Raw genomic sequence first — 23559 nt, 5'->3', positions numbered from 1 at the left:
TCCTTACCGACAGTGGCAGGACTGCCGCACACCCTCGATTTACTGCCAGTTCCGAGGCACACTGGCAGCATGTTGAAGAACGTGGTGGCCGTCCTCCTCGACGGATTCGATCCCTTCGAGCTCGGCGTCGTCTGCGAGGTCTTCGGTACGGACCGCAGCGACGAAGGCCTGCCGGTCTACGACTTCGCCGTCGCCTCGGCGGAGGGCCGGACGTTGCGCACGCACGCGGGCTTCTCACTGACCGTCGACCACGGGCTGGAGCGCCTGGAGACGGCTGACCTGATCGCCGTACCGGCGGGCGACGGCTTCCAGCACCGGTCTTTCCCGCCCGAGCTGTTGCGGGCCCTGTGCGCCGCCGTCGACCGCGGCACGCGGGTGCTCAGCGTGTGCTCCGGGGTCTTCGTACTGGCCGCGGCCGGTCTGCTCGACGACCGCCGCTGCGCCACCCACTGGCGCGACGCGGAGCAGCTGGCACGGCGCTATCCCCGGGCGGCCGTCGAGCCGGACGTGCTGTACATCGACGACGACCCCGTGATCACCTCGGCCGGCACCGCGGCAGGCATCGACGCCTGCCTGCACCTCGTGCGCAAGGAGCAGGGGCCGGAGGTCGCCAACAAGATCGCCCGGCGGATGGTGGTGCCGCCGCACCGGGACGGCGGTCAGGCGCAGTACATCGAGCGCCCGCTGCCCGCCTCCTCCTGCGACACGGTCGGCGAGGTCCTGGTGTGGATGCAGGAACACCTCGACGAGGAGGTCAGCGTCGAGCAGCTCGCCGAGCTCGCGCACATGTCGCCGCGCACCTTCGCCCGTCGCTTCCAGCAGGAGACGGGGACGACTCCCTACCGCTGGATCCTGCGCCAACGGGTGCTGCTGGCCCAGCGGTTGCTGGAGGCGACGGACGAGACGGTGGACGCGGTCGCCGGCCGGACGGGGTTCGGCAACGCGGCCGCGCTGCGTCACCAGTTCGTCCGGGCGGTGGGGACCACCCCGAACGCCTACCGGCGCGCCTTCAGAGGACCGGAAGCCGGATCCGAGGCGGAAGCAGAAGCCGGTACGGACGCCGCCTGACCGGGCCCGTCACCTCGGCACCGCCTTCAGCAGCAGCCGCTTCGGCCGCAGGGTGATGCCCACCCGGGTCGACTCGTCGGCCTCGGGAAGGCGCTCGAAGCGCCACTTCGGGATCACGGTGGCCAGGATCATGCCGAGTTCGGCCACCGAGAAGTGGTCGGCCGGGCATTTGCGGTTGCCCGCGCTGAAGGGACTCATCGCGTACTTCGGCACCTCCGTGGAGCGCCCCGGAAGCCAGCGGTCCGGGTCGAAGGCGAGGTGCCGCTCGTAGGACCGGGGGTCGCGCTGGAGGGCGAGCGGGCTGTAGACGATGTCCGCTCCGGCCGGAATGCGATACCCGCCCAGTTGCGTTTCGGCCATGGCCCGCCGCGTCAGAATCCATACGGCGGGGCGTATCCGGAGCGCCTCGGTGACCACATTGTTCGTGTGGGTCAGCTTGTGGAGATCGCCGAATGTGAGCGGGCGGTCACCCACGATCGATTTCACCTCCGCGCTCACCCGGTCGGCCTGTTCCGGATGTTCCGCCAGCAACTGCAAGATCCACATCAACTGGGACCCCACGGTTTCGCTGCCCGGCGTGAGAATTGCTATGACCTGATCGTGCACCTCCCGGTCGTTGACCGGTTCACCTTTCTCGTCCTTTGCGTCGAGCAAGGCGGTCAGCAAATCGTCGGGCTTCTCGGCGGCGGCCCGGCGTTCGGCGATGACCTCGTCGGCGAGGCGGTGCAGTTCGGCCAGTGCGCGGTCGAATTCACGGTGCGAGGGAAGCGGCAGCCGGTAGAACGGGCCGAAGGACAGGATCATCCGCCGGTACATGCCGCCGAACACGGTGGCGAGGGCGGTGCTCAGCCGCTCGGCCAGGTCGTCGATGTGCTCGATCTGCAGGAAGCACCGGGCCGTCATGCGCACGCCCACCCGGAACGCCTCCGCGGTGACGTCGACGGTGTCCCCGGCCTGCCAGCGCGAGGCGAAGGCCTGCGACTCCTCGACCATGACCCGCTCGTACTCGTGGATGACGTCCTTGCGGAACGAGGGCTGGATGGTCTGCCGCTGGCGCCGGTGCAGCGGCCCGTTGCTGGTCGCCACCCCCTTGCCCAGGAGCACGTCCAGGGTGTCCCACAGCGGCCCGCCGATCTCGTAGCCGGGGCTCGTCAGCATGTCGCCGACGAGGTGCGGCGCGGTGACGGCGTACACCGTCTTGGGGCCCAGCCGCAGCCGGACCAGGTCGCCGTCGTCGCGCAGCCGGGCCAGGAAGCCCAGCGGGTCGCGGACCAGCTTCCAGCCGTGACCGAGGCCGGGGACACCGCCGCCCGCGAGGGGCGGCTCACGCAGCTCCGGAGCCGGGGATGCCTCGGGCTTCACAGACTCGACGGTCATTTCTCACCTGCCGCTTCGTTGTTGACGTACGGGGGCGTGGACCGGTCGTCCCAGCTGTCCACCCGGTACCGGCCGGACTCGTGGTGGAACCAGTAGACGGTGCTGAACCAGTTCCGCATATTGCAGACGCAGGCCCGTACCGCGGCGCTGAGTTCCTTTCCGTGGACGGTGCCGTCGGCGAGTTCGTCGGAGAGGCGCAGTGCGTCCTGTTCGGCGACGAGGAATTCCGCTATGCATTCCTCCACGCGTCGCCGGACCTCCGCGACCGCTTCCTCCAGGGTCAGTCCCTCGTGCGTGATGAGACTGATTCCGAGATTGTGCACTTCGTCGCCCGCTAATTCCTTGGGCAGCGAACAGAGGTCGTTGTACCAGGCGGCGAATTCCTGGCTCAGCAGTGCGGCCCGCCGATATGCCGGGTGATTGCGTACCGGGTCAGGGAGTTCGCAGCCGGCGCTGGGCTCCAGCAGGTCGGTCCAGATCCAGTGCGCGAAGGTGAGGCGGCGCAGCGCCAGGTACTCCTCGACGGTCGGGACGATGCCCTCGGTGCGGTTGCGGAATTCCCGGTCGTACGCCTCGATCACCTCGTGGAAGTGCCGCGCGAAGCGGGCGTTCCACGTCCGCGGCAGGAACGAGTACAACCGCACCATGCTGTCGGCGAACCCGGCGACCAGGGGATCCTCGTGATGCAGATGGTCCCCGGGTGAGTCGAGAGCCGCGTGCAAGCGGAACCTGAGCCGCCGCCAGGCGGCCGGGCGGCCGTGCACGATGTCGCGGTCGTGCCGGTCGTCCCAGACGAAGAACCACGCGCTGTAGTCCGCTATCGCCTGGAGGACCTCGTCGGGGGCGCCGACGTAGTAGCCCGCCATGAGGTCGGTGTAGCACAGACCGTCGGCATATTCCTCCACCTTGTCCGGCGGCATGAGCCGTTTTTCCAGTAGCCAGGTACGTGTCTTCTCCTGGAGCCTGGGCCAATACGGGTGCACTTGCCTGGGAAACGCTGCTTCGATCACCGGGAGAGAGAGCGACGGCGGAACCGAGATCGCCGTCGGCGATGATGTGGTGCTGTGTGGGAAAGCAGGCACGAACAAACCCCTTCCAGCCGCCAGTTGCGCACACCCCTTCCGCTGTGCCGGGCGTGCGCCGTTGCGTATCCCCGCACTTCCATTCAGCACCATAACTGACCGTCCTGGGAACGGATTTGCTCCATTCGCCAACCCACAGTGCCGAGATTCTCCCTTGCGTGACTGGTTCTGGATCACCAGTCGTCCCATCAAAGAAGCACTCTCCAGGTGAAGAGGTGAGGTCCCGGCCGGACGGGACGCTCGCGGTCGCGCTGGGCGGCGACCGCGGTGTCCCGGCTGATCGGCGCGCCGGCCCGGCGGGAAGCGGGCGCTGACCGTACTGCGGCAGGCCCGTACTCAAGTCCGTGCACACGGGGGGAGACCGGCCGCAGTCGCGGCGCCGGACGCGGCCGGGCAGGTGGCCGTGGACCACCTGGACGGAGTGCTGGTGATCGCGCGTCCCGAGAGGCGGAAATGCGGATGCGAACGGGAAGAAGACGGTGGGACACCACGCGCTGAGAGAACCCGTGCGACGGACAGACGAACGGCGCCTGTTCGGGAAGGGGTTCCTGAACAGACGCCGCGAGGAAGGGAGTTGAGGGACGCGAGAGTCCTCAGTCGTTGGCGACCACGGGATAGCGGGGCTCGTTCTCGGCCATCTGCCGCAGCGCGTCCTTGCGTTCACGCTTGGAGAGCCGGTCGATGTAGAGGTAGCCGTAGAGGTGATCCGTCTCGTGCTGCAGACACCGGGCGAAGTAGCCGGTGCCGCGCACCTTGATCGGGTGGCCCTTCTCGTCCTGCCCGGTCACCTCGGCGTAGTCCGGGCGGGCGAGCGGCGCGTACGCGGTGGGCACGGACAGACAGCCCTCGTTGCTGTCGTCCAGCCGGCGCTTGTCGGCGGGCAGGTCGACGAGCTTCGGGTTGCACACGACACCGACGTGCCGCTTGCCGTCGTCGTCCAGGCAGTCGTACACGAAGACCTTCAGATCGACGCCGATCTGGTTGGCGGCGAGACCGACGCCCTCGGCGGTGCGCTGCGAGGCGAACATGTCGGCGACCAGCTGGTCAAGCTCCGCGCCGAACTCGGTGACGTCCTTGCACTCCTTGTGCAGCACCGGGTTCCCGACGACCGTGATCGGCCGCGAGGTACCGCGCTCACGCCAGGCGTTCTCGCGCTCCTCGGTCTCCTCGGTGTCGATGACGAAGCCCTCGTCGTCCACGGGGAGCACGCCCGCGTGCTGCTGATCGGTGTCCTGCTGCGCCATGACCGACGTATGCCTTCCTGCAAGCCTGGGAGATTCTGCGAGTACAGCCTAAAGGCAGCCGAGAGGCAGGATCCGTTCAGCAGACTTCTTCCAGGTCCCGCCAGTCCCGGGAATCGGGGCTGTCGGCGACCCACCCGTCCAGCAACCCCCTCACCAGCGAGGCCGGCGCGGCCACCCCGCACTCCCGCTCCGGCACCCACAGCTGCCCGTCGGTCCGGTGCCCGAGCGGCCCGGGATGCCCCGGCTCGCTGTGGTCGTGCGGATCGAGGTGCTCTTCCCCGTCACCCTCGTCGGACGGCATCCGCGACTCGGAACACATCCGGCACAGCAGCCGTACGGACGACGACCAGTCCTCGGCGGCGAAACCCGCGTCCGCGGCCAGCTGCTCCAGGGCGTCCCGGTCGGCCTCGGTCGCGGCCTCCAGCAGGACCACCCAGGTCGGCACGGGGGAAGGCGCCCACAGCTCGATCTCGTCGAACACCGGGTAGGCGTGCCCGGCGGTGGTGGTCCGCTCGCCGTGCGGGACCCCGTCGTGCAGGACGACCTCGCCCCAGCGCCGCCCGGAGGACGGCAGCGGGATGGACAGCACCTCGATGCGGGCGGGGTCCAGCCGCCGCCCCCACACCACCTCGGCCTCCCCCTCCGGGGACAGCCGTACGGCCGCGCTGCCCAGGTCCATCCCGAGCGGCTCGCCGTTGGCCGTGGCGCCACCGGGCACCCGCAGTCCGTACGCCTGCCAGGCCCGCCGGGCCAGCGGCCAGTCCTGCAGGGCGGTGGCGGCGATGCCGACGTTCCACCAGTCGGGCGCCCCGGTCTCCCGGTCGAGCAGGGCGACGGCGCGCAGTCCCGCCGCCCGGGCCTGCTCCCAGTCGTGCCGGAACTTGTGCAGGAGGGCGAGGTTGAACCAGGACTCCGACAGCCAGGGCTCCAGATCGGCGGCCCGCGTGAGCAGGGCGCCCGCGTCCTCGTACCGGCCGTCGCCGATCAGCGTGAACGCGCGGTCTGTGGCCTGCCGCCAGGAGGCGGAGGGCCGGTGCCGTCCCTTGCCGAAGATCCTCACGATTCCCGCCTGCCAGTTCCGTTCAGTGGGCTGGCTGTGCCCCCGGTCACCCTTTCCTTCGCATCCAACCACGTAGGGCCGGAAGGGCGCTCATTACCCATGGGTTACCCAGCCTGGGCGGGGGTCAGACAGTCCCGTGACAGGACTCTGGCCAGCGCCTCGACCACCTCGGAGGCGTACTCCCCGGGCCCCGCCAGGCGCAGCTCCTCCAGAGCCGTCAGCGGCCCGCCGGGACCGGCGTCGCGGGCCTTCTCCTCGTACGCGTTGACGGCCCGCACGATCCGCGCGGCGACCGGTTGCTCGGCGCAGGGGTCGGCCTGCCGCTCCACGACCGCCGCCACCTGGGAGTTCACGCCGGTCTGCCGGACCACGGCGCCGCCGAGCAGGGCGATGCGCCGTTGCTCCGCCTGTGGCAGTACGGCGGTGGCGCCCGCCGGCACCGGGTCGACGAGGCTCAGCTGGCCGATGTCGTGCATGAGGGCCGCGTACTCCAGGACGGTGAGCTCCGGCCCGGACAGCCCCAGGTCCCGGCCGACGGCGAGGCTGAGCGCGGCGACGCGGCGGGCGTGCCCGGTCGGGGTGCACCCGGCGATCTCGGTGGCCCGGGCGAGGGAGGTGATGGTCTGCCGGTAGGTGGCCCGCACGGCCGCGTACCGCCGGAAGGAGAGCTGGGTGAGCAGCAGCGGCAGCGAGAACACGGGCACCGCCCACAGCCCGACGACGGCCACCGCGAGCGCCATCACGGCCCCGGTCGCGCACACCGCGGTCCCGATCCCGGGCAGCGCCCGCAGCTCGTCCCGCAGCAACGGGCCGAACGGCCACCGGGTGCGGGAGTGGGCCAGCGCGGCGGCGAGCACGGCGTCGCACAGCGCGGTGAGGGAGAGCAGCGCCACCAGCAACAGGGCGTACGCGGGACCGCCCCACTCCCGGAACGCTCCCTGGCCGCACAGGGGTTGGAAGCACACGGCGGCGAATCCGACGGTGAGCACCCGCCGGGCCAGATGGTCGAGGGCCGGGCCCCGCCCGCACGCGATGTGCGGCACGCTGCCGAGGAGGGCGGCCGCGAGGACGACGGCGACGACCTGGCAGACACCGTGCCGCGTCGGCTGTCCCGCGTCCGCCCCGAGCAGGGCGTACGACAGCGCCCCCGCGGCGGCGAGCGGCGCGGGCTCCCTGGCCTGGGCGCCGGTCCACCCGGTGAGCTCACCGACGGTGACCAGTACCCCGAAGGCGAGGGCGACTCCGCGTTCGTCGAGGCCGCTCCAGAGGGTGACGGCGAGGGAGACGGTGACGAGGACGCCGGCGACGGCGTGGACGAGGGTGAGCAGCGGCAGGAGCCGGCGCGGGTTCACAGGCGCGCCTCCGGCTGACTGGAGGGCGCCGGGCGGGGAGGCGGCGGGTGGGCCTCGTCGGCGGTCACGGCCGGGTGCCAGCCGTGTCTGCCCACCGCCCGGACGAAGGCCTCCACCATCAGCGGGTCGAATTGCGTACCCGCGCACCGCTGGAGCTCCTCCAGGGCCACCGGCACGGGCCGGGCCCGCCGGTAGCACCGGGTGGACGTCATCGCGTCGAACGCGTCGGCGACGGCCACCACCCTCGCCGACTCCGGGATCTGGCTGCCCGCCAGGCCGTACGGGTAGCCGCTGCCGTCCAGTCGCTCATGGTGGTGCAGGACGGCCGCCCGGGCCTCCCCGAGGAAGGAGATCCCGCGCACCATCTCGTGCCCGTACTCGGGATGCAGTTCGATCACCCGCCGTTCCTCGGCGGTCAGCGGCCCGTCCTTGCGCAGCAGCCGCGTGGGCACGCCCAGCTTCCCCACGTCGTGCAGGATCCCGGCGAACCGCAGCGTCTCGACGCGCTCCTCGGGCATCCCCAGCTCCCGCCCGATCATCATCGAGGCCTGTCCGACCCGCTCGCTGTGTCCGCGGGTGTACCCGTCCTTGATGTCGACGGCCTGCACGAGCGCCCGGATGGTCGCCTGGTGGGCGGCCCGCTCCCGGTGGTACTGGGCGAACACCCACCAGGACACACACATCGGCAGCAGCACGAGCAGCGCGGCGACCGGACCGTAGGGACTGCGCCACAGCACGGCCATCATCAGCCCGGCCAGCCCGTGCACGGCGACCGGGGCGAGGGAGCGCAGGAAGAGCCCGCGCCAGGCCCGTCGTACGGGAACGCGCTCGGCGAGCGTCCGGATCCCCCCGTCAAGCACGCTCATCACCAGGCAGAACGCCAGCACCGCGGCCCCGGCGGGGGCGAGCGCGTACGGGAAGTCGGAGTCGGCGACGGTGTCCTGCCCGCCCAGCGCCCCGTGCACCCGCGCGGCCGCCCACACGCCGACGACGAGCTGCGCCGCCCGCCACACCCGCCGCAGCCACCGCGGCCGCTCCTCGACCGGGGACAGCAGCGCCCCCGGCAGCGCGACCAGTGCGGCGGCCGACGCGGGGAGCAGAAAGGCCCCGGCGAGCAGGACGGGGTAGAAAGTGCCGGCGAACCGCCAGCGGGCGGCGGCCTGCTCGCAGCCGGCGTACAGCCCGGCCAGCAGGAGCACCGCCCACCAGGACGTCCGCACGCTCGGCAGCGGAGACAGGCAGAGCAGCGCGAGGACAAGAGCGCAGGCGATGTACGCACGGGCCCGTGCCGGTACCGCCTCCATCACGCCCCTCCCCGGCCGTGCCTGCTCAGGGTCCGGAGCCTAGGACGGCAGGAGGGGGAAGCGCGGGCTTATAACCGGCGGGTTAGCACGTTCGAGTGACGACAGCCCCGCACCCGTGTCCGGTCGCGAGTTCAGGACTCCTGCGGAGCGGCGGTCACGTCGTGCTCGGGAACGGTCTGCCCGGAGCGGATCAGGTCGAGCCGCCCCAGCACCTTGGAACGCAGGTCGCTCGGCACGTCGTCATGTCCGCAGCAGCGCTTGACCAGCTTCTTCACGGCCTCCTCGAGGCCGTACTTCTCCAGGCACGGCGAGCACTCCTTGAAGTGCTGCTTGAACTTGTCGCGATCGACATCCGGCATCTCACTGTCGAGGAACTCGTACAGATGATCGAGTACCTCACTGCAGTCCGTCTCGTGCGGCTCTCCGCAGCTCATGAGCCCGAACCTTTCGCTTCGTTCGACTCTCCGGCGCCGGCCGGAACCAGCCCGCGCTCACGCGCGTAGTCCTCGAGCATGCCGCGCAGTTGACGGCGGCCCCGGTGCAGCCGGGACATCACCGTACCGATGGGTGTCCCCATGATGTCCGCGATCTCCTTGTACGCAAAGCCCTCTACGTCGGCGAGATAGACGGCGATGCGGAATTCCTCGGGGATCGCCTGAAGTGCTGACTTCACGTCCGAGTCGGGCAGGTGGTCGAGCGCCTGCGTCTCCGCGGAGCGCAGACCGGTCGACATGTGCGACTCGGCACGGGCCAGCTGCCAGTCCTCGATCTCCTCGGCCGCGGAGCGCTGGGGCTCGCGCTGCTTCTTGCGGTACGAGTTGATGAAGGTGTTGGTGAGGATCCGGTACAGCCACGCCTTGAGGTTGGTGCCCTCGCGGAACTGGTGGAAGGACGCGTACGCCTTGGCATACGTCTCCTGCACCAGGTCCTCGGCATCGGCCGGGTTGCGCGTCATGCGCAGCGCGGCCGAGTACATCTGGTCGAGGAACTCGAGCGCGTCCCGCTCGAAGCGCGCGGTGCGCTCGACCGTGGACTCCGTACTCGTGCCCCGGCCCTCGGGCTGCTCCGCCTGGCCGTGTTCGGTCCCTGCGTCGGTACCGGTGACCGGACCCACCTCCTCAAGATTGCGGACGAGACCGAGACCGGTCCCATCAGAATCGGAGGATAGACGACGATCCGGTCCGGCCGCCGCCCGAATAGGGGCGGCCTTCGCCGCGTGCAGCACGGTCCAGTCCAAGTCTGCGCGGCTGCTGCGACTCGGGCAGTAGGTCGAACCCATGCGGCGGACTTCCTCTCCACGACGGTAGGTGCTGGTGTTTCAGCACTTCTGTCCGCCTCAACAGAGGGCTTGTCCGCAACATTCCCGGGCCGTCACCCCAGTGACCCGGCCCACTCCACGACCGCGTCAGTGACGATCGCCACTGCCTGTTCCTGGCTGAGCTCCGCCTTCTTCGGCACGCCGAAGCCATGATCTCCGTACGGCACCTCGACCAGGTCGTAGGCCCCCTCGGGGAACTCCTCCGGCCTGCCGAACGGGTCGTTCCCCCCTTGGACCACGAGGGTGGGCACCCCCGCCGCGAGCAGCTCCCCGGCGCGGGACTTCTCCGGCCTGCCCGGCGGGTGCAGCGGGAAACTCAGGGCGAGGACGGCGTACGCGCCCAGCTCGGTGGCGGTACGGCAGGCCACCCGGGCGCCGGCGCTGCGCCCGCCGGAGATCACCGGCAGGCCGGGGCGGGCGAGGGCGGGCCAGATGCCCCGCCAGCCCACGTCGAGGGTCTTCGGCGCGGGCGCCACCTTCTTGCCCGCCACCCGCCACGGCTGCTCGACGAGGGCGACGGTCACTCCGTGCGCCGGGAGGGTCCGGGCGAGCGCCTGGAGGTCGCGGGCCCCGATGCCGCCACCGGCGCCGTGACTGACGGCCAGGACCAGCCGCGCCTTCTCCGCCCGGTGCCAGGTGACGCGGGCGGTCCCGGCGTCCGTCTCGACGGTCTCGGCCGTTCCGGTGGTCCCGGTGGTCCCGGTGGTCTCGACGGGCTCAGCGGTCCCGGCGGTCCCGGCGGACTCGGTGATGTCTTTGCTCACGTCAGAAGAGTGTGCCCTCTTCGGGCCCCTCCAGCTCCTTCAGCAGCTCCGGCCCGTTGTTGCGGACGTTGCTGACCGCGGTCGTGACGGGGTACGCCCGCATCAGCCCGGGCGGCGGCGGGTCGAGCAGCTCACGCAGGTCCTCGGGGTCCGTGCGGGCCGGGTCGAGCCAGGCGTCCCAGCGGTCGGGCGTGAGCATCAGCGGCATCCGGGGGTGGATGTCGGCCAGCGTGTACGGACCCTCGGCGGGCGCGACGGCCAGCGGTGTCTTCTCCGCCTCGGTGGTGATCACGGAGCAGGTCACCCACCAGGCCTGCGGGTGGTCGTCCGGCAGCGTCCTGTCCCGCCAGAACTCGTACAGCCCGGCCATCGCGAACACCGAGCCGTCGGCGGGGAGGACGAAGTAGGGCTGCTTGCGCGGCCGCTTCTTCTTGCCCTCCGTCTCCAGTTCCCGCTCCTGCTTGCCGGTGACCCACTCGTAGTAGCCGTCGGCGGGGATGATGCAGCGCCGGGCGGCGAAGGCCCGCCGGTACGACGGCTTCTCGTGCACCGTCTCCGCGCGCGCGTTGATCATCCGGGCGCCGCCCTCGGGGGTCTTCGACCAGCTCGGCACCAGACCCCACTTCAGCTTCCGCAGCTGTCGAACCGGCCTCGGCTCGTCCGCGTCCTTGAGAGGGCGGTCGAGAACGGCGTAGACGTCCTTGGTCGGGGCCACGTTGTAGTCGGGGGCCAGGGTTTCCTCGGGATCCCACTTCTCGACCTCAAAGGTTCCTGCGAGATCCTCGGGCCCACGACTGGCTGCATACCGTCCGCACATACGTGCCACACTGCCAGATTCGACGAGACGTACGGGAGCCACTGCCGAACATGCAAAGCATCGCATCCGAACCGCTCGCCTCCCTCTGGGACGAGATCTTCGGCAGCCAGCCCGACCCCGATCTGTGGGTGGTGCTCGCGACCCTCGTCGCCGCGGTCGCCGTGGTTGTCCCGCACGGCGTGTGGCGCGTCGCCCGCAACGCCATCACCATCGCCCACGAGGGCGGCCACGGCCTGATCGCGCTGCTCACCGGCCGCACCCTGACCGGCATACGGCTGCACTCCGACACCAGCGGGCTGACCGTCAGCCGGGGCAAGCCGCACGGCATCGGCATGATCCTCACGGCCGCCGCCGGCTACACCGCTCCCCCGCTCCTCGGACTCGGCGGCGCCGCCCTGCTCGCCACCGGCCACATCACGGCCCTGCTGTGGCTGGCCAGCGCACTCCTGGTGGCGATGCTGCTGATGATCCGCAACGCCTACGGCGCCCTCACGGTGCTCCTCACCGGCGGCACGTTCGTGATCGTCTCCTGGCTGACGGGCCCCCAGGTCCAGGCGGCGTTCGCGTACGCGGTGGTCTGGTTCCTGCTGCTCGGCGGCGTACGCCCGGCGTTCGAACTGCAGGCCAAGCGGTCGCGGGGCGGCGCGGGCGACTCGGACGCGGACCAGTTGTCCCGGCTGACCCATGTACCGGCCGGGATGTGGCTGTTTCTGTTCCATGCGGTGAGCCTGTGCTCGCTGATCGGCGGAGGCCGCTGGCTGCTGGAGGTGTGACCAGCGCTCACGCGCGCGGGGGCCGTGTCGACAGGCGGCGCCGGCCCGGGGGCGACCAGCCACAACGCTCCCGCACCCGGCGCACGGCCTCCTTATAAAGTGGGACCCATGGCCCCGAACGACGTACACACCGCCCTCTGGCCCGCCCCGCACGCGAGCGGAGCCGTCGACGCGACGGTCCACGTGCCGGGGTCCAAGTCCGTCACCAACCGGGCACTCGTGCTCGCCGCCCTCGCGAGCGAGCCCGGCTGGCTGCGCCGTCCCCTGCGCTCCCGCGACACCCTTCTGATGGCCGGCGCCCTGCGCACCATGGGCGTCGGCATCGAGGAGGGCGTCGGCCCCGACGGCACCGGTGAGACCTGGCGGGTGCTGCCGGCCGGCCTGCGCGGCCCGGCCACCGTCGACGTCGGCAACGCCGGCACGGTGATGCGCTTCCTGCCGCCGGTCGCGACGCTCGCCGACGGCCCCATCCGCTTCGACGGCGACCCGAGGTCGTACGAGCGCCCCCTGACCGGTGTGATCGACGCCCTGCGTGTCCTCGGCGCCCGCATCGACGACGACGGTCGCGGCGCGCTGCCGCTGACGGTCCACGGCTCAGGTGCCCTGGACGGCGGCCTGGTCGAGATCGACGCGTCCTCCTCGTCCCAGTTCGTCAGCGCCCTGCTGCTCTCCGCCCCCCGCTTCAACCAGGGCGTCGAGGTCCGCCACACCGGCTCCACGCTGCCCTCCATGCCGCACATCCGGATGACCGTCGACATGCTGCGCGCGGTCGGCGCCCAGGTGGACAGCCCGGAGTCGGGGGGTGAGCCGAACGTCTGGCGGGTCACCCCGGGCGCCCTGCTCGGCCGGGACCTGACGATCGAGCCGGACCTGTCGAACGCCCAGCCGTTCCTCGCGGCGGCCCTGGTGACCGGCGGCAAGGTCGTCATCCCTGACTGGCCGGCCCGCACCACCCAGCCCGGCGACAGGCTGCGCGAGATCTTCACCGAAATGGGCGGTTCCTGCGATCTGACCGAGTACGGCCTGGAGTTCACCGGTTCGGGTGCCATCCACGGCATCGACGTCGACCTGGGCGAGGTCGGCGAGCTCACCCCGGGCATCGCGGCGGTCGCGGCCCTCGCGGACTCCCCCTCCACCCTTCGGGGCGTTGCCCACCTCCGGCTGCACGAGACGGATCGGCTGGCCGCGCTCACCAAGGAGATCAACGAGCTCGGCGGTGACGTCACGGAGTCGGCCGACGGTCTGCACATCCGACCGCGCCCGCTGCACGGCGGGACCTTCCACACGTACGAGGACCACCGCATGGCGACGGCGGGCGCGATCATCGGTCTGGCGGTGAAGGGCGTACGGATCGAGAACGTGGCGACGACGGCGAAGACCCTGCCGGACTTCCCCGACCTGTGGACCGGGATGCTCGGGGCGTAGGTCCGGAGACAACGACATGCGCCGCTACGGCAAGCACACCGACGAGGACGACATCCGCTCCCGCCCGAACCGCAAGGGCAACCGGCCCCGGACGCACATCCGGCCCAAACACGAGGACGCGGTCGAGGGCATGGTCCTCACCGTCGACCGGGGCCGTCTGACCTGCCTCGTCGACGGCCGGATCGTGATGGCGATGAAAGCCCGCGAGCTCGGCCGCAAGGCCGCGGTGGTCGGCGACCGGGTGGGCATCGTCGGCGACCTGACCGGCACGAAGGACACCCTCGCGCGGATCGTCCGCATCGCGGAGCGCACCTCCGTCCTGCGGCGCACGGCGGACGACGACGATCCGTACGAGCGCGTGGTCGTCGCCAACGCCGACCAGCTGGCGATCGTGACCGCCCTGGCCGACCCGGAACCCCGCCCGCGGCTCATCGACCGCTGTCTGGTGGCGGCGTTCGACGGCGGCCTGGAACCCCTGCTGGTGATGACCAAGTCGGACCTGGCCCCGCCCGACAAGCTCCTTGAGCTGTACGGCGACCTGGACATCCCGTACCTCGTCACCAGCCGCGGGGAACTGGAGAACGGGGACGCGGCGGACCGGGTGCGCGAGCAACTGGACGGCAGGATCACGGCGTTCGTCGGTCACTCCGGCGTCGGCAAGACGACCCTGGTGAACGCGCTGGTCCCCGAGGACCGCCGCCGTCTCACCGGCCATGTGAACGCGGTGACGGGCCGCGGCCGGCACACCACCACCTCGGCGCTGGCGCTGCCGCTGGCGGGCGACGGGGGCTGGGTGATCGACACCCCGGGCCTGAGGTCGTTCGGTCTGCACCACGTGGATCCGTCCCGCGTGATCCACGCCTTCCCCGACCTGGAGCCGGGTACCGAGGGCTGCCCGCGCGCGTGCAGCCACGACGAGCCGGACTGCGCGCTGGACCAGTGGGTCGCCGACGGCCACGCGGACCCGGCGCGCCTGTACTCACTGCGCCGGCTGCTGTCGACGAGGGAACGCACGGAAGGCGACTGACCTCCGCGTTGTTTGTCTCCACCCAGGTCCGGTAAGGGCATAATCGCACCGAGCCGGATCCAAGCCTGACCAGAGCCAGACAAAAGGGTCCCCGAGACCGGGACCCGTGGACGTACGGGAGGACAGCACATGGCGTGGCTGCTGGTCGTCGTTGCGGGGTTCCTGGAGACCGGTTTCGCCGTCTGTCTGAAGCTGTCGCACGGCTTCACCAGGCTCTGGCCCACGATCGCGTTCTGCATATTCGCCCTCGGCAGCTTCGGCCTGCTGACCCTGTCCCTGAAGAAGCTCGACGTCGGGCCCGCGTACGCGGTGTGGACGGGCATCGGCGCGGCCGGCACGGCGATCTACGGCATGGTCTTCCTCGGCGACCTCGTCTCGACCCTGAAGATCGTCTCGATCAGCCTGGTGATCATCGGCGTGATCGGACTCCAGCTGTCGGGGTCGTCGCACTGAGAGCGCGCCGACCGCGCTGAGAGCCACCCGGCGCCGGCCGCACTGACGCACCGGCTATGGCGTCAGCCCGGCTACGGGGTCAGCCGGCCAGGACGTCACCCCGACCCGGGGTCAGCCGGCCAGGACGTCACCCCGGCTACGGCGCCGGCCGGCCAGGGGCGTCAACCCATTACCGCGCCCCAGCCGTCCAGGACATCAACCCGGCTACGGCTTCAGCCGACCAGGACGTCTGCCCACTACCGCACCGGCCGGCTACGGCGTCAACTGGCGCGGCAGCGCGCTGCGTACGAGATCCGCCACGCCGCCATCGCCGGGCGGCGCCCCCACGCACGACAGTGCGAGCCGGACGACGAGTTCGCAGGAGCGGGCCAGCTCGGCGGCCTCCGCCTGGGGCGTGCCGGGCCCGGAGAGCACGGTGACGGCCCGGTCCCGGACCAGCGCCACCAGGTCACCGGGGGACGGCAGCGGCCCGTCCGCGCGGCGCTGCGCCGGCACCGCCGAGGAGGACGGCACGGCCGTCAGCGTCGGCGAGGGCAGCCGCTCGCTCCAGCAGCCGGTGAGCATGGCCCGTACCAGGGCGTTCTCTCGGGCGGTGGCGGCTGTCCACTCCGCGGTCGCGGTCAGGCACTCCCGGGCGTCGCCGTGGGCGGTCAGCGCCCGCTCGACTCCCGTGAGATACCCGTCCGCTTCCCTGCGGACGAGCGCTCGGGCCAGCCCTTCCTTGCTCCCGAACTCGTTGTACAGCGTCTGCCGGGACACTCCGGCCGCCGCGGCCACGTCCACCATCCGCACGGCGGACCACGGCCGGCGCGCCAGCGCCTTGTAAGCGGCGTCCAGCAGGGATTCCCGCGCTGCAGGCATCATCGCCTCCCGGGGCGATCGGCTCTGCGCCCAGATTTGACGCGCACAGAGTCACTGTCAAGGGTTCGCGAAGGCACGCGGGGGCGCTCGGCCGGCCGATACGAGCTGCCGCGGCGGGCACCACCTCCGGCACCACCACGGGCGCCCCCGCCGGCAAGGCCCCCTGTAGCCCGTACCCACCACGACAGATACCGTGCCCTACATGCCGGACTACCTCGATGACCTCCGCTTCGCCCACGTCCTCGCGGACGCGGCGGACGCGGCCACCATGGACCGCTTCAAGGCTCTCGACCTCAAGGTGGAGACGAAGCCGGACATGACTCCGGTCAGCGAAGCGGACAAGGCCGCGGAAGAACTCATCCGCGGCCAGATCCAACGTGCCCGCCCCCGGGACGCGATCCTCGGCGAGGAGTACGGCGTGGAGGGCACCGGTCCGCGCCGCTGGGTCATCGACCCGATCGACGGCACGAAGAACTACGTCCGCGGCGTACCGGTCTGGGCCACCCTCATCTCCCTCATGGAGGCGGGCGAGACGGGCTTCCAGCCGGTCGTCGGCGTGGTCTCCGCCCCCGCCCTCGGCCGCCGCTGGTGGGCCGCGCAGGGCCACGGCGCCTTCTCCGGGCGCAGTCTCTCCTCGGCCTCCCGGTTGCGCGTCTCCCGGGTGTCGAAGCTCTCCGACGCCTCCTTCGCGTACTCCTCGCTGACCGGCTGGGAGGACCAGGGGCGCCTGGGCGGCTTCCTCGACCTGACCCGCGAGGTGTGGCGCACGCGCGCGTACGGCGACTTCTGGCCCTACATGATGGTCGCCGAGGGCTCGGTGGACCTGTGCGCCGAACCGGAGCTCTCCCTCTGGGACATGGCCGCTAACGCGATCATCGTGACGGAGGCCGGCGGCACCTTCACCGGCCTCGACGGCCGCCCGGGCCCGCACAGCGGCAACGCGGCCGCGTCGAACGGCCTGCTGCACGACGAGTTCCTCGGGTATCTCAACGAGCGCACCTGAGGAGCACGGATGAGCGCGTGCGCCCTCAATTGGCCGCACACGCCCTCTTGTTGACCTCCGCTTTACCTGCCACCCTGAGGACACCCCCATTTGTGAACTTGTGAATCACTGAACTGTCGCGGTGATTCCCAGGAGGTGACTCACAGCCATGCTCGTCCGTGACGCCATGAGCACGGTGGTCCTCACCATCGGCCCCGCCCACACCCTCCGCCAAGCAGCCGCCCTGATGTCCGCACGCCGCGTCGGCGCCGCGATCGTCCACGATCCGGACGCCGGCGGCATCGGCATCCTCACCGAACGCGACGTACTCAACTCCGTGGGCCTCGGCCAGGACCCCGACACGGAGCCCGTCCACGCCCATACCACCACCGACGTCGTCTTCGCCGCCCCGGCCTGGACCCTTGAAGAGGCGGCCCGCGCCATGACGCACGGCGGCTTCCGCCACCTGATCGTCCTCGACCGCGAGCCCGTCGGCATCGTCTCGGTCCGCGACATCATCCGCTGCTGGGTCCCCGCCCGGCAGCAGACACTGGCCATGGCGAATCCGATCCGACATTAGACAATTTCCAAATCAAACTAAGATCCAAAGTCACACCTGTTCGGGACCTGGTCCTGTTTGCTGTTAGGGTGGTATGCATGAGCGACCTTCTGGAACGGCTGCGCGGACGCGGATGGCGGATGACCGCGCAGCGGCGCGTGGTGGCCGAGGTCCTCGAAGGCGAACACGTCCACCTGACGGCCGACGAGGTCCACGCGAGGGCTGTCGCCAAGCTGCCCGAGATCTCCCGGGCGACCGTCTACAACACGCTGGGCGAGCTGGTCTCCCTCGGCGAGGTGCTCGAGGTCGCCACCGACAAGCGCGCCAAGCGGTACGACCCGAACGCGCACCGGCCGCACCACCACCTGGTCTGCGCCCAGTGCGGCGCCATCAGGGACGTGCACCCCACCGGCAACCCGCTGGCCGACCTCCCCGACACGGAGCGCTTCGGTTTCACCGTCTCGGACGTCGAGGTGACGTACCGGGGCGTGTGCCCGAACTGCGCGGCGGCGTAGCACTTCCTCGCTTCGGCACACGGCCCCGGCACCGATGAGTGCCGGGGCTTTGTGCTGCCGGCGGACTTCCAGTATCTGACGGGTCGTCATATCGTCGTGCGGCACCCCCCACCCCGTACCGAACTCCGCAAGGAGCAACCGTGGGAGATCCGCACCCAAAACTCCACGCCACCGAACTGACCCGCACCTTCGGCCGCGCGCCCCGAGCCGTCGAGGCCCTGGGCCCTGTCGACCTCACCGTCGCCCCCGGCGAGTTCGTCTGCCTGGTCGGCCCCTCCGGCTGCGGCAAGTCCACGCTCCTGCGCATCGCCGCGGGCCTGCTCCGCCCGAGCACCGGCCGCCTGGAGATCCGTACCAGCAGTCCCCGCCCCGCGGCGATGATCTTCCAGGACTACGGCATCTACGACTGGAAGACGGTCCGCGCCAACGTCCGTTTCGGCCTGGACATCCAGCGTGTCCCGCGCCGTGAGGCGAACGCCAGGGCCGACGCCTGGCTGGCCCGTATGGGCCTCGCCGACTTCGCGCAGGCCTACCCGGCGACCCTCTCCGGCGGTATGCGCCAGCGTGTGGCGATCGCCCGCGCCCTCGCCGTCGAACCCGAACTCCTTCTCATGGATGAGCCGTTCGCCGCTCTGGACGCCCAACTCCGCATGATCCTGCAGGAAGAGCTGCTGGAGCTGACGCAGACCACCCGCACCACCACGCTCTTCATCACCCACAGCCTGGAAGAGGCGATCGTGCTCGGCGACCGGGTGCTGGTGATGTCCGCCCGCCCGGGCCGGATCATCGCCGAACACCGTCCCCCGTTCCCGCGTCCGCGCACCGGCGACATCCGCTCGACGCCGGAGTTCACGACCCTCAAGAGCGAGCTGTGGGCCCTCCTGCGGAAGGAGGCGGTGCCGGCATGACGACGGTCACCAGGCCCTCCGCCGAATCCCTCCTGGTGCGCCGCCCCGGCCCCCAGGAACTCCACCCCGTACGCACCCACCGTCGCCGCCGCGCCCTGGAAGTGTCGCTCGCCGCGGCCGTTCCCCTCCTGCTCGTCCTCCTGTGGCAACTGGCCGCCTCCCGGGCCTGGATCGACGACCGCGTCTACCCGGCCCCGTCCACGATCCTGGCCGACGGCTGGGACCGGGCGGCGGCCGGCGACCTGTGGCCGGACGTGTGGGCCACCCTGAAACGCGTCCTGGCCGGCTACGCCGTGGGCACCGCGGCCGGCTACGCCCTCGGCCTCCTGATGGGCTCCCTCCCGCTGGTGCGGGCCGCCCTCGAACCGCTCCTGGACGCTCTGTACGTCGTACCGAAACTGGCCCTCCTCCCGATCTTCCTCAACATGTTCGGGCTGGGCGAGGGACCTCAGGTGGCCCTGGTGGCGGCGACGGTCTTCTTCTTCGTCTGGATCTCGACCATGTCGGCGGTGATCACCGTCCCGGCCGGCCACCGCGACGCGGGCCGCGTCTTCGGCGCCTCGCCGTGGCAGATGTTCCGGCACGTCCTGCTGCCGGGCTCGCTTCCGCAGGTCCTGGTCGGCGCCCGGATAGCGGCGGGCGTGGCGGTGCTGGTGATCGTCGCATCGGAACAGATCGCGGCGACGAACGGCCTGGGCCATCTGATCTTCGACTCGCGCGCGCTCTTCCAGAACGACGTGATGTTCGTCGGCATCGTCTGTGTGGCCGTCCTGGGCGTGCTCTTCTCCGAACTGATCCGCCTGGTGGGCCGGTTGCTCACCCCGTGGGCACCGAGGGACAGAGGAAGGGGGCAGTCATGACGAGGGCTGCCGTGACGAGGGCTGTCGTCAGCAGATCCCGATTCGCGTACGGCGCCGTGGTCGCCGTCGGCGTACTGCTGGCGTCGGCGGCATGTTCGTCACCGTCATCGGGGGACCAGGAGCCGAAGGCGGACCGGGGGACACGCGCGATCCGCCCGGTGGAGGGCTGCGGCACCACGTCCTGGACGGACCCGACTGACCTCGCACCCACCCGCACCCCCGCCCGCTGCCGCCCCGGAGCCCCCGCCCCACGCCCCTTGCGGCAGCCCCGGACGCTGACGATCGCGACGGGAACACTGAGCGCCGAGTACGTGGCTCCCCTCCAGGTCGCCCTGGACAAGGGCGAGTTCAAGAAGGAGGGCTTGAACGTCACCCTGAAGGTCCTGCCGACCCCGGACTCCCTCCCCTTGTTGGCCAAGGGGGACCTGGACGCGCTGTGGGCGGCTCCGGAGGCGGCCGTCATGAACGGCGTCCGCGGCGGCTTCGACATCAGGTGGGTGGCGGGGAACTTCTCCCCCGACCCGAAGTCCGAGAGCGGCCTGTGGGTGCGGCTGAAGGAGGGCGAGAGCGTCGGGAGGGTGGCCATGGCCGGCCGGAAGATGGGCACGATGATCGGTAAGGGCTCGGTGATCGCGTACCCCATGGAGAAGGCGCTGCGCGAGCACGGCGGCGGCCTCGACAAGATCCAGTACCAGCAACTGGGCTCGGCCGACGTCCTCACGGCCCTGCAGAACGGAGGCGTCGACTCGGCCTGGCTCCTCGACCCGGTCTGGCGCCGCGTCGCCGACAAGCCCGACTACGCCTTCCTCGGCGGCCAGCCCCTCGGGGAACCCCTGGGCGGCATGCTGTACGGCCCGAACCTGCTGGACGACGACGTGGACGCGGGGGTGGCGCTGCTCCGGGCGTACATCCGCACGATCAACACGTATTTCGCGTCGGACTACAAAAGGAACGCGACGTTCGTCACATACGTGGCCAAACTGCTCGGGACGGACGACGCAACCCTCCGCTCCACCCCGTCCCTCCACATGGACTGGGAGATCCGCGCCGGCACGACGGACCGCCTCCAGTCGGCGTACCGCGCCCAGGGCGTGACACAGGGCGACGCGCTCCCGGAACGGGAAACGGTGAACAGATCGCTGTACGAGGAGGCGGTAGGCCACAAAGGCCCATAGCCGCCGACAGTCGCACATGACCGAGGGCCGGAACCCTTTCGGATTCCGGCCCTCGGCCTTCAGTAGCGGGGACAGGATTTGAACCTGCGACCTCTGGGTTATGAGCCCAGCGAGCTACCGAGCTGCTCCACCCCGCGTCGATGAATGCAACGTTACGTCAAGGACGCGCACAGAGGCAAATCACTTAAAGCCCCGGGCATCACCGCAGGTCAGCCGACCCCCACGCGGGCACACCCGCTGACGCCGCCCAGACCGGCGACCCCCGCTGCGCCGAGTCGCCCGTGCCGATCGGCACGGGGAGGGCAATGGGACGAGAGCCCCAGCTCGCCGGCACCAGCTCCCCGCGTCCATCGGCCCTCACCGCTCAACAGCACAGACCAAGCCCTGCCCCCGCTCAGCGCAGCGTCACGCCGACAGTTCCTGCCGCAAGGCATCCCGCAACCGGGCCGCCCGTTCCGTAACCTCCGCCGGTCCGAGCGACACCGCCCGATCCGCCCACCGCTGCCCCTCCGCCAGCTCTCCACGACGCGCGTAGACGAGGGCAAGCCGCAACGCCGCCCGCCCGTGCCCGGCGTCGGCCGCCCGGGTCCACCACACCGCCGCCTCGGGCTCGCTGCCCTCCCGGGCCAGCAGCAGCCCCAGATTGAACGCCCCGTTCCGGGACCCGGCCTCGGCCGCCTCCCGGTACCACCGAGCCGCCTCGATCACGTCCCCCCGGGCCGCCGCCAGCATCCCGACCCGCACCTGCGCCCGCCGATGTCCCTGGGACGCCGCCCGCTCGTACCACTCCTCGCACTCGCTCTTCTCGTGCACCGACTCGCCGAGTTCATGCGCGGGCTCCGGCGGCCGCCGCGCGTCCAGCACGGTGGCCAGGCGGTACGCGGCCTCGGCGCTCCCCCGCCCCGCCGCACACCGCAGATGCCGCTCGGCCTCCGGCTCGTCCCCGTCCCGCAGCCGCGCGATCCCGACCTGCAGCGCCGCCTCGGTGTGCCCGGCGGCCGCCGCCCGCTCGTACCACCGCAGCGCGGCCGCCTCCTCGCCCCGCCCGGCGAACAGGATCCCCAGGTTGAACGCGGCGTCCACGCTCCCGGCCTCCGCGGCCTTGGAGAACCACGGCTCGGCCCCGGCGGTGTCCCCGCCCTGCAGCAGCAGGATCGCCAGCGCGTTCGCCGCCTCACGGTGCCCGGCGTACGCCGCCCGCCGGTACCACTGCTCGGCCTGCGCGGTCCGCCCCTGCTCGGCACAGAGCAGCCCGAGGTTGTACGCCCCGTTGTCGTCGCCGGCGTCCATCGCGGCCCGGTACCACCGCTCGGCGGTCTGCGGCTCGCCTCGCTCGGCGTGCAGCGCGCCCAGCGCGTTCGCCGCGTTGCCGTCACCGTCCTGCGCCGCCCGCAGCCACCACACGGCCGCGCTCTCCGTGTCACCGGCGTCCCGCAGCAGGAACCCGAGCGCGCAGGCGGCCCGCGCCTCACCGTCCTTGGCGGACGTCAGGTACCAGCGCCCGGCCTCCTTGAGCTCACCACGCTTCTCGAGGATCGCCCCGAGGTGCAGCGCGGCCCGCCGGTGCCCGCGCGCGGCGGCCTGCTTGTACCACTGCTCGGCCTCGTCCGTCGCGGCGACACCGTTGTCGGCCCCGGCTTCCTCCTCGCCCTGCTCATGCCCCTCACGGCTCTCGTGCCCCTCAAGCCGATCCTGTCCCTCGCGTCCCTCATTCGGGGCTCTGCGATCCAGCGCGCGTGCCAGCCGGTACGCGGCCTCCCGGTGCCCCCGCTCGGCCGCGGCCCGCATCCACCGCTCGGCCCCGGCGTCCCCCCGATGCTCCAGCAGATCGGCGAGCGCGTACGCGCCCAGCGCGTGTCCCTGCTCGGCGGACTGGCGCAGCCAGTACTCCGCGGCGGGCTCGTCACCCCGCTCACGGTGGTGCCGGCCCAGCGCGTGCGCGGCCGCGGCGGATCCGGCGACGGCGGCGATCCGCCACCAGCCGGCGGCCTCGTCGGCGTACCCGCGCTGATGGAGAAGGACTCCCAGATTGTTGGCTGCGGCCCGGTCACCGGCCGCGGTGGCGGCACGCAGATGGGGCTCTGCTCCGTCAAGGTCTCCGCGGCGCAGCAGCATGGCCCCGAGGACGCTCATCGCCTCGACGTCGCCCGCTTCGGCGGCGAGTCTGCGGCGAAGCTCCTCGACGGCATCCTCAGCCGCCTCCCCGGCCTGGTCGAGCCCGGAAGGTTGCACAAAACGCCCTGTCTCGAACAGAGTTGCCTTGTCCCCCATAACGTCCATCGTCGCACCACCTGCAACCTGGGTACACCTGGTATACCGCAGCCATTGAGGTCACTACAGCGTTTTGTCGACATGCCCACAGAGAGACAAGTCAAACACAGGCTCAGCCAACTCCCCACGGCGGCACGGCCGCCCTTGTGTCGGCACATCCGTTCGCACACCACAAAGGCCCGGATCCTTGTCAGGATCCGGGCCTTCAGCGGCGAACGACTCGCGTCGTCCATTTCAGTAGCGGGGACAGGATTTGAACCTGCGACCTCTGGGTTATGAGCCCAGCGAGCTACCGAGCTGCTCCACCCCGCGCCGTTGTTCTGCAACCGTATCACGGCGCGGGGAGGCTTCTGATCAGCCTTTT

The 23559-nt window shown here is 71.1% G+C and carries 23 protein-coding genes and 2 tRNA genes; 11 read left to right on the top strand and 14 right to left on the bottom strand.

The genetic code is table 11. The features are described from left to right. Nucleotides 1-69: 69 nt before the first annotated feature. Nucleotides 70-1068: a GlxA family transcriptional regulator gene (locus ACIBK3_RS09580; RefSeq protein ID WP_399363585.1), complete on the top strand. Its 999-nt coding sequence runs from the start codon at nucleotides 70-72 to the stop codon at nucleotides 1066-1068. A gap of 9 nt (nucleotides 1069-1077) precedes the next feature. On the opposite strand, the gene ACIBK3_RS09575 is transcribed toward ACIBK3_RS09580, so the two are convergent. From ACIBK3_RS09575 to ACIBK3_RS09530, 10 genes are all read right to left on the bottom strand, one after another. Further along, nucleotides 1078-2445, bottom strand: coding sequence for a cytochrome P450 (locus tag ACIBK3_RS09575; RefSeq protein WP_399363583.1), 1368 nt, complete (start codon nucleotides 2443-2445; stop codon nucleotides 1078-1080). Beyond that, nucleotides 2442-3527, bottom strand: a complete 1086-nt coding sequence (gene cyc1 / locus ACIBK3_RS09570; RefSeq protein ID WP_399363581.1) for an epi-isozizaene synthase — start codon at nucleotides 3525-3527, stop codon at nucleotides 2442-2444. The genes ACIBK3_RS09575 and cyc1 overlap by 4 nt, the downstream gene beginning before the upstream one ends. Nucleotides 3528-4120: 593 nt before the next feature. After that, a complete protein-coding gene (gene def, locus ACIBK3_RS09565) occupies nucleotides 4121-4771 on the bottom strand; it encodes a peptide deformylase (protein WP_399363579.1) in 651 nt (216 codons plus the stop codon). A gap of 76 nt (nucleotides 4772-4847) precedes the next feature. Then, nucleotides 4848-5831, bottom strand: coding sequence for a tetratricopeptide repeat protein (locus tag ACIBK3_RS09560; RefSeq protein ID WP_399363577.1), 984 nt, complete (start codon nucleotides 5829-5831; stop codon nucleotides 4848-4850). A 104-nt stretch (nucleotides 5832-5935) separates the two neighbouring features. Next, nucleotides 5936-7183, bottom strand: coding sequence for an HD-GYP domain-containing protein (locus ACIBK3_RS09555; protein WP_399363576.1), 1248 nt, complete (start codon nucleotides 7181-7183; stop codon nucleotides 5936-5938). After that, on the bottom strand, nucleotides 7180-8487 hold the full coding sequence (locus tag ACIBK3_RS09550) for an HD-GYP domain-containing protein (protein WP_399363574.1): 1308 nt from the start codon (nucleotides 8485-8487) through the stop codon (nucleotides 7180-7182). The genes ACIBK3_RS09555 and ACIBK3_RS09550 overlap by 4 nt, the downstream gene beginning before the upstream one ends. Nucleotides 8488-8618: 131 nt before the next feature. After that, complete coding sequence (gene rsrA, locus ACIBK3_RS09545) at nucleotides 8619-8921, bottom strand: mycothiol system anti-sigma-R factor (protein WP_399363572.1); 303 nt, start codon at nucleotides 8919-8921, stop codon at nucleotides 8619-8621. Beyond that, complete coding sequence (gene sigR / locus ACIBK3_RS09540; RefSeq protein WP_399363570.1) at nucleotides 8918-9601, bottom strand: RNA polymerase sigma factor SigR; 684 nt, start codon at nucleotides 9599-9601, stop codon at nucleotides 8918-8920. Before sigR ends, rsrA begins: the two co-directional genes overlap by 4 nt. Before the next feature lie 257 nt (nucleotides 9602-9858). Beyond that, a complete protein-coding gene (locus ACIBK3_RS09535) occupies nucleotides 9859-10569 on the bottom strand; it encodes an alpha/beta family hydrolase (protein ID WP_399363568.1) in 711 nt (236 codons plus the stop codon). A gap of 1 nt (nucleotide 10570) precedes the next feature. Next, a complete protein-coding gene (locus tag ACIBK3_RS09530) occupies nucleotides 10571-11386 on the bottom strand; it encodes an SOS response-associated peptidase (protein WP_399363566.1) in 816 nt (271 codons plus the stop codon). Nucleotides 11387-11436: 50 nt separating this feature from the next. Between ACIBK3_RS09530 and ACIBK3_RS09525 the strand changes: the two genes are divergently transcribed. The 4 genes from ACIBK3_RS09525 to ACIBK3_RS09510 all read left to right on the top strand — a co-directional run bounded on the left by ACIBK3_RS09525 (nucleotide 11437) and on the right by ACIBK3_RS09510 (nucleotide 15064). Beyond that, nucleotides 11437-12159, top strand: a complete 723-nt coding sequence (locus ACIBK3_RS09525) for a M50 family metallopeptidase (protein WP_399363564.1) — start codon at nucleotides 11437-11439, stop codon at nucleotides 12157-12159. A gap of 108 nt (nucleotides 12160-12267) precedes the next feature. Then, nucleotides 12268-13584: a 3-phosphoshikimate 1-carboxyvinyltransferase gene (aroA, locus tag ACIBK3_RS09520; RefSeq protein ID WP_399363562.1), complete on the top strand. Its 1317-nt coding sequence runs from the start codon at nucleotides 12268-12270 to the stop codon at nucleotides 13582-13584. 16 nt (nucleotides 13585-13600) lie between these two features. Next, nucleotides 13601-14611 (top strand): ribosome small subunit-dependent GTPase A, encoded by a 1011-nt coding sequence (gene rsgA / locus ACIBK3_RS09515; protein WP_399363560.1) that lies wholly within the window; start codon nucleotides 13601-13603, stop codon nucleotides 14609-14611. Nucleotides 14612-14740: 129 nt separating this feature from the next. Continuing rightward, the gene (locus tag ACIBK3_RS09510) at nucleotides 14741-15064 is read left to right on the top strand and encodes a DMT family transporter (protein ID WP_399363558.1); all 324 of its coding nucleotides are present in this window, start codon (nucleotides 14741-14743) and stop codon (nucleotides 15062-15064) included. A gap of 252 nt (nucleotides 15065-15316) precedes the next feature. On the opposite strand, the gene ACIBK3_RS09505 is transcribed toward ACIBK3_RS09510, so the two are convergent. Continuing rightward, entirely contained in the window at nucleotides 15317-15925 is a 609-nt protein-coding gene (locus ACIBK3_RS09505) for a TetR/AcrR family transcriptional regulator (protein WP_399363556.1), read from the bottom strand. Nucleotides 15926-16127: 202 nt separating this feature from the next. On the opposite strand from ACIBK3_RS09505, the gene hisN reads away from it, so the two are divergent. From hisN to ACIBK3_RS09475, 6 genes are all read left to right on the top strand, one after another. Further along, on the top strand, nucleotides 16128-16928 hold the full coding sequence (gene hisN / locus ACIBK3_RS09500; protein WP_399363554.1) for a histidinol-phosphatase: 801 nt from the start codon (nucleotides 16128-16130) through the stop codon (nucleotides 16926-16928). A gap of 148 nt (nucleotides 16929-17076) precedes the next feature. Beyond that, nucleotides 17077-17487 (top strand): cyclic nucleotide-binding/CBS domain-containing protein, encoded by a 411-nt coding sequence (locus tag ACIBK3_RS09495; RefSeq protein WP_399363552.1) that lies wholly within the window; start codon nucleotides 17077-17079, stop codon nucleotides 17485-17487. A 77-nt stretch (nucleotides 17488-17564) separates the two neighbouring features. Then, nucleotides 17565-17981 carry a Fur family transcriptional regulator gene (locus ACIBK3_RS09490; protein WP_399363550.1) on the top strand — a complete coding sequence of 139 codons (417 nt, stop codon included), beginning with the start codon at nucleotides 17565-17567 and terminating at the stop codon, nucleotides 17979-17981. A gap of 140 nt (nucleotides 17982-18121) precedes the next feature. Further along, nucleotides 18122-18889 (top strand): ABC transporter ATP-binding protein, encoded by a 768-nt coding sequence (locus ACIBK3_RS09485; protein WP_399363548.1) that lies wholly within the window; start codon nucleotides 18122-18124, stop codon nucleotides 18887-18889. Beyond that, nucleotides 18886-19749: an ABC transporter permease gene (locus tag ACIBK3_RS09480; RefSeq protein WP_399363546.1), complete on the top strand. Its 864-nt coding sequence runs from the start codon at nucleotides 18886-18888 to the stop codon at nucleotides 19747-19749. Before ACIBK3_RS09485 ends, ACIBK3_RS09480 begins: the two co-directional genes overlap by 4 nt. Next, a complete protein-coding gene (locus tag ACIBK3_RS09475) occupies nucleotides 19746-20924 on the top strand; it encodes an ABC transporter substrate-binding protein (protein WP_399363544.1) in 1179 nt (392 codons plus the stop codon). The genes ACIBK3_RS09480 and ACIBK3_RS09475 overlap by 4 nt, the downstream gene beginning before the upstream one ends. A gap of 63 nt (nucleotides 20925-20987) precedes the next feature. Here the strand turns inward: ACIBK3_RS09475 and ACIBK3_RS09470 are convergent. The 3 genes from ACIBK3_RS09470 to ACIBK3_RS09460 form a co-directional block, all read right to left on the bottom strand. Beyond that, nucleotides 20988-21061: transfer RNA gene (locus ACIBK3_RS09470), tRNA-Met, on the bottom strand. A gap of 268 nt (nucleotides 21062-21329) precedes the next feature. Next, complete coding sequence (locus ACIBK3_RS09465) at nucleotides 21330-23204, bottom strand: tetratricopeptide repeat protein (protein WP_399363542.1); 1875 nt, start codon at nucleotides 23202-23204, stop codon at nucleotides 21330-21332. A 229-nt stretch (nucleotides 23205-23433) separates the two neighbouring features. After that, nucleotides 23434-23507 (bottom strand) — tRNA-Met (locus ACIBK3_RS09460). Between the last annotated feature and the right edge of the window lie 52 nt (nucleotides 23508-23559).

The organism is Streptomyces sp. NPDC050287 (assembly GCF_044459385.1).
In the GTDB taxonomy this organism is placed as follows: domain Bacteria; phylum Actinomycetota; class Actinomycetes; order Streptomycetales; family Streptomycetaceae; genus Streptomyces.
The sequence above is the reverse complement of the archived record's forward strand: the minus strand, read 5'-3'. Positions and strand labels throughout refer to the sequence as shown.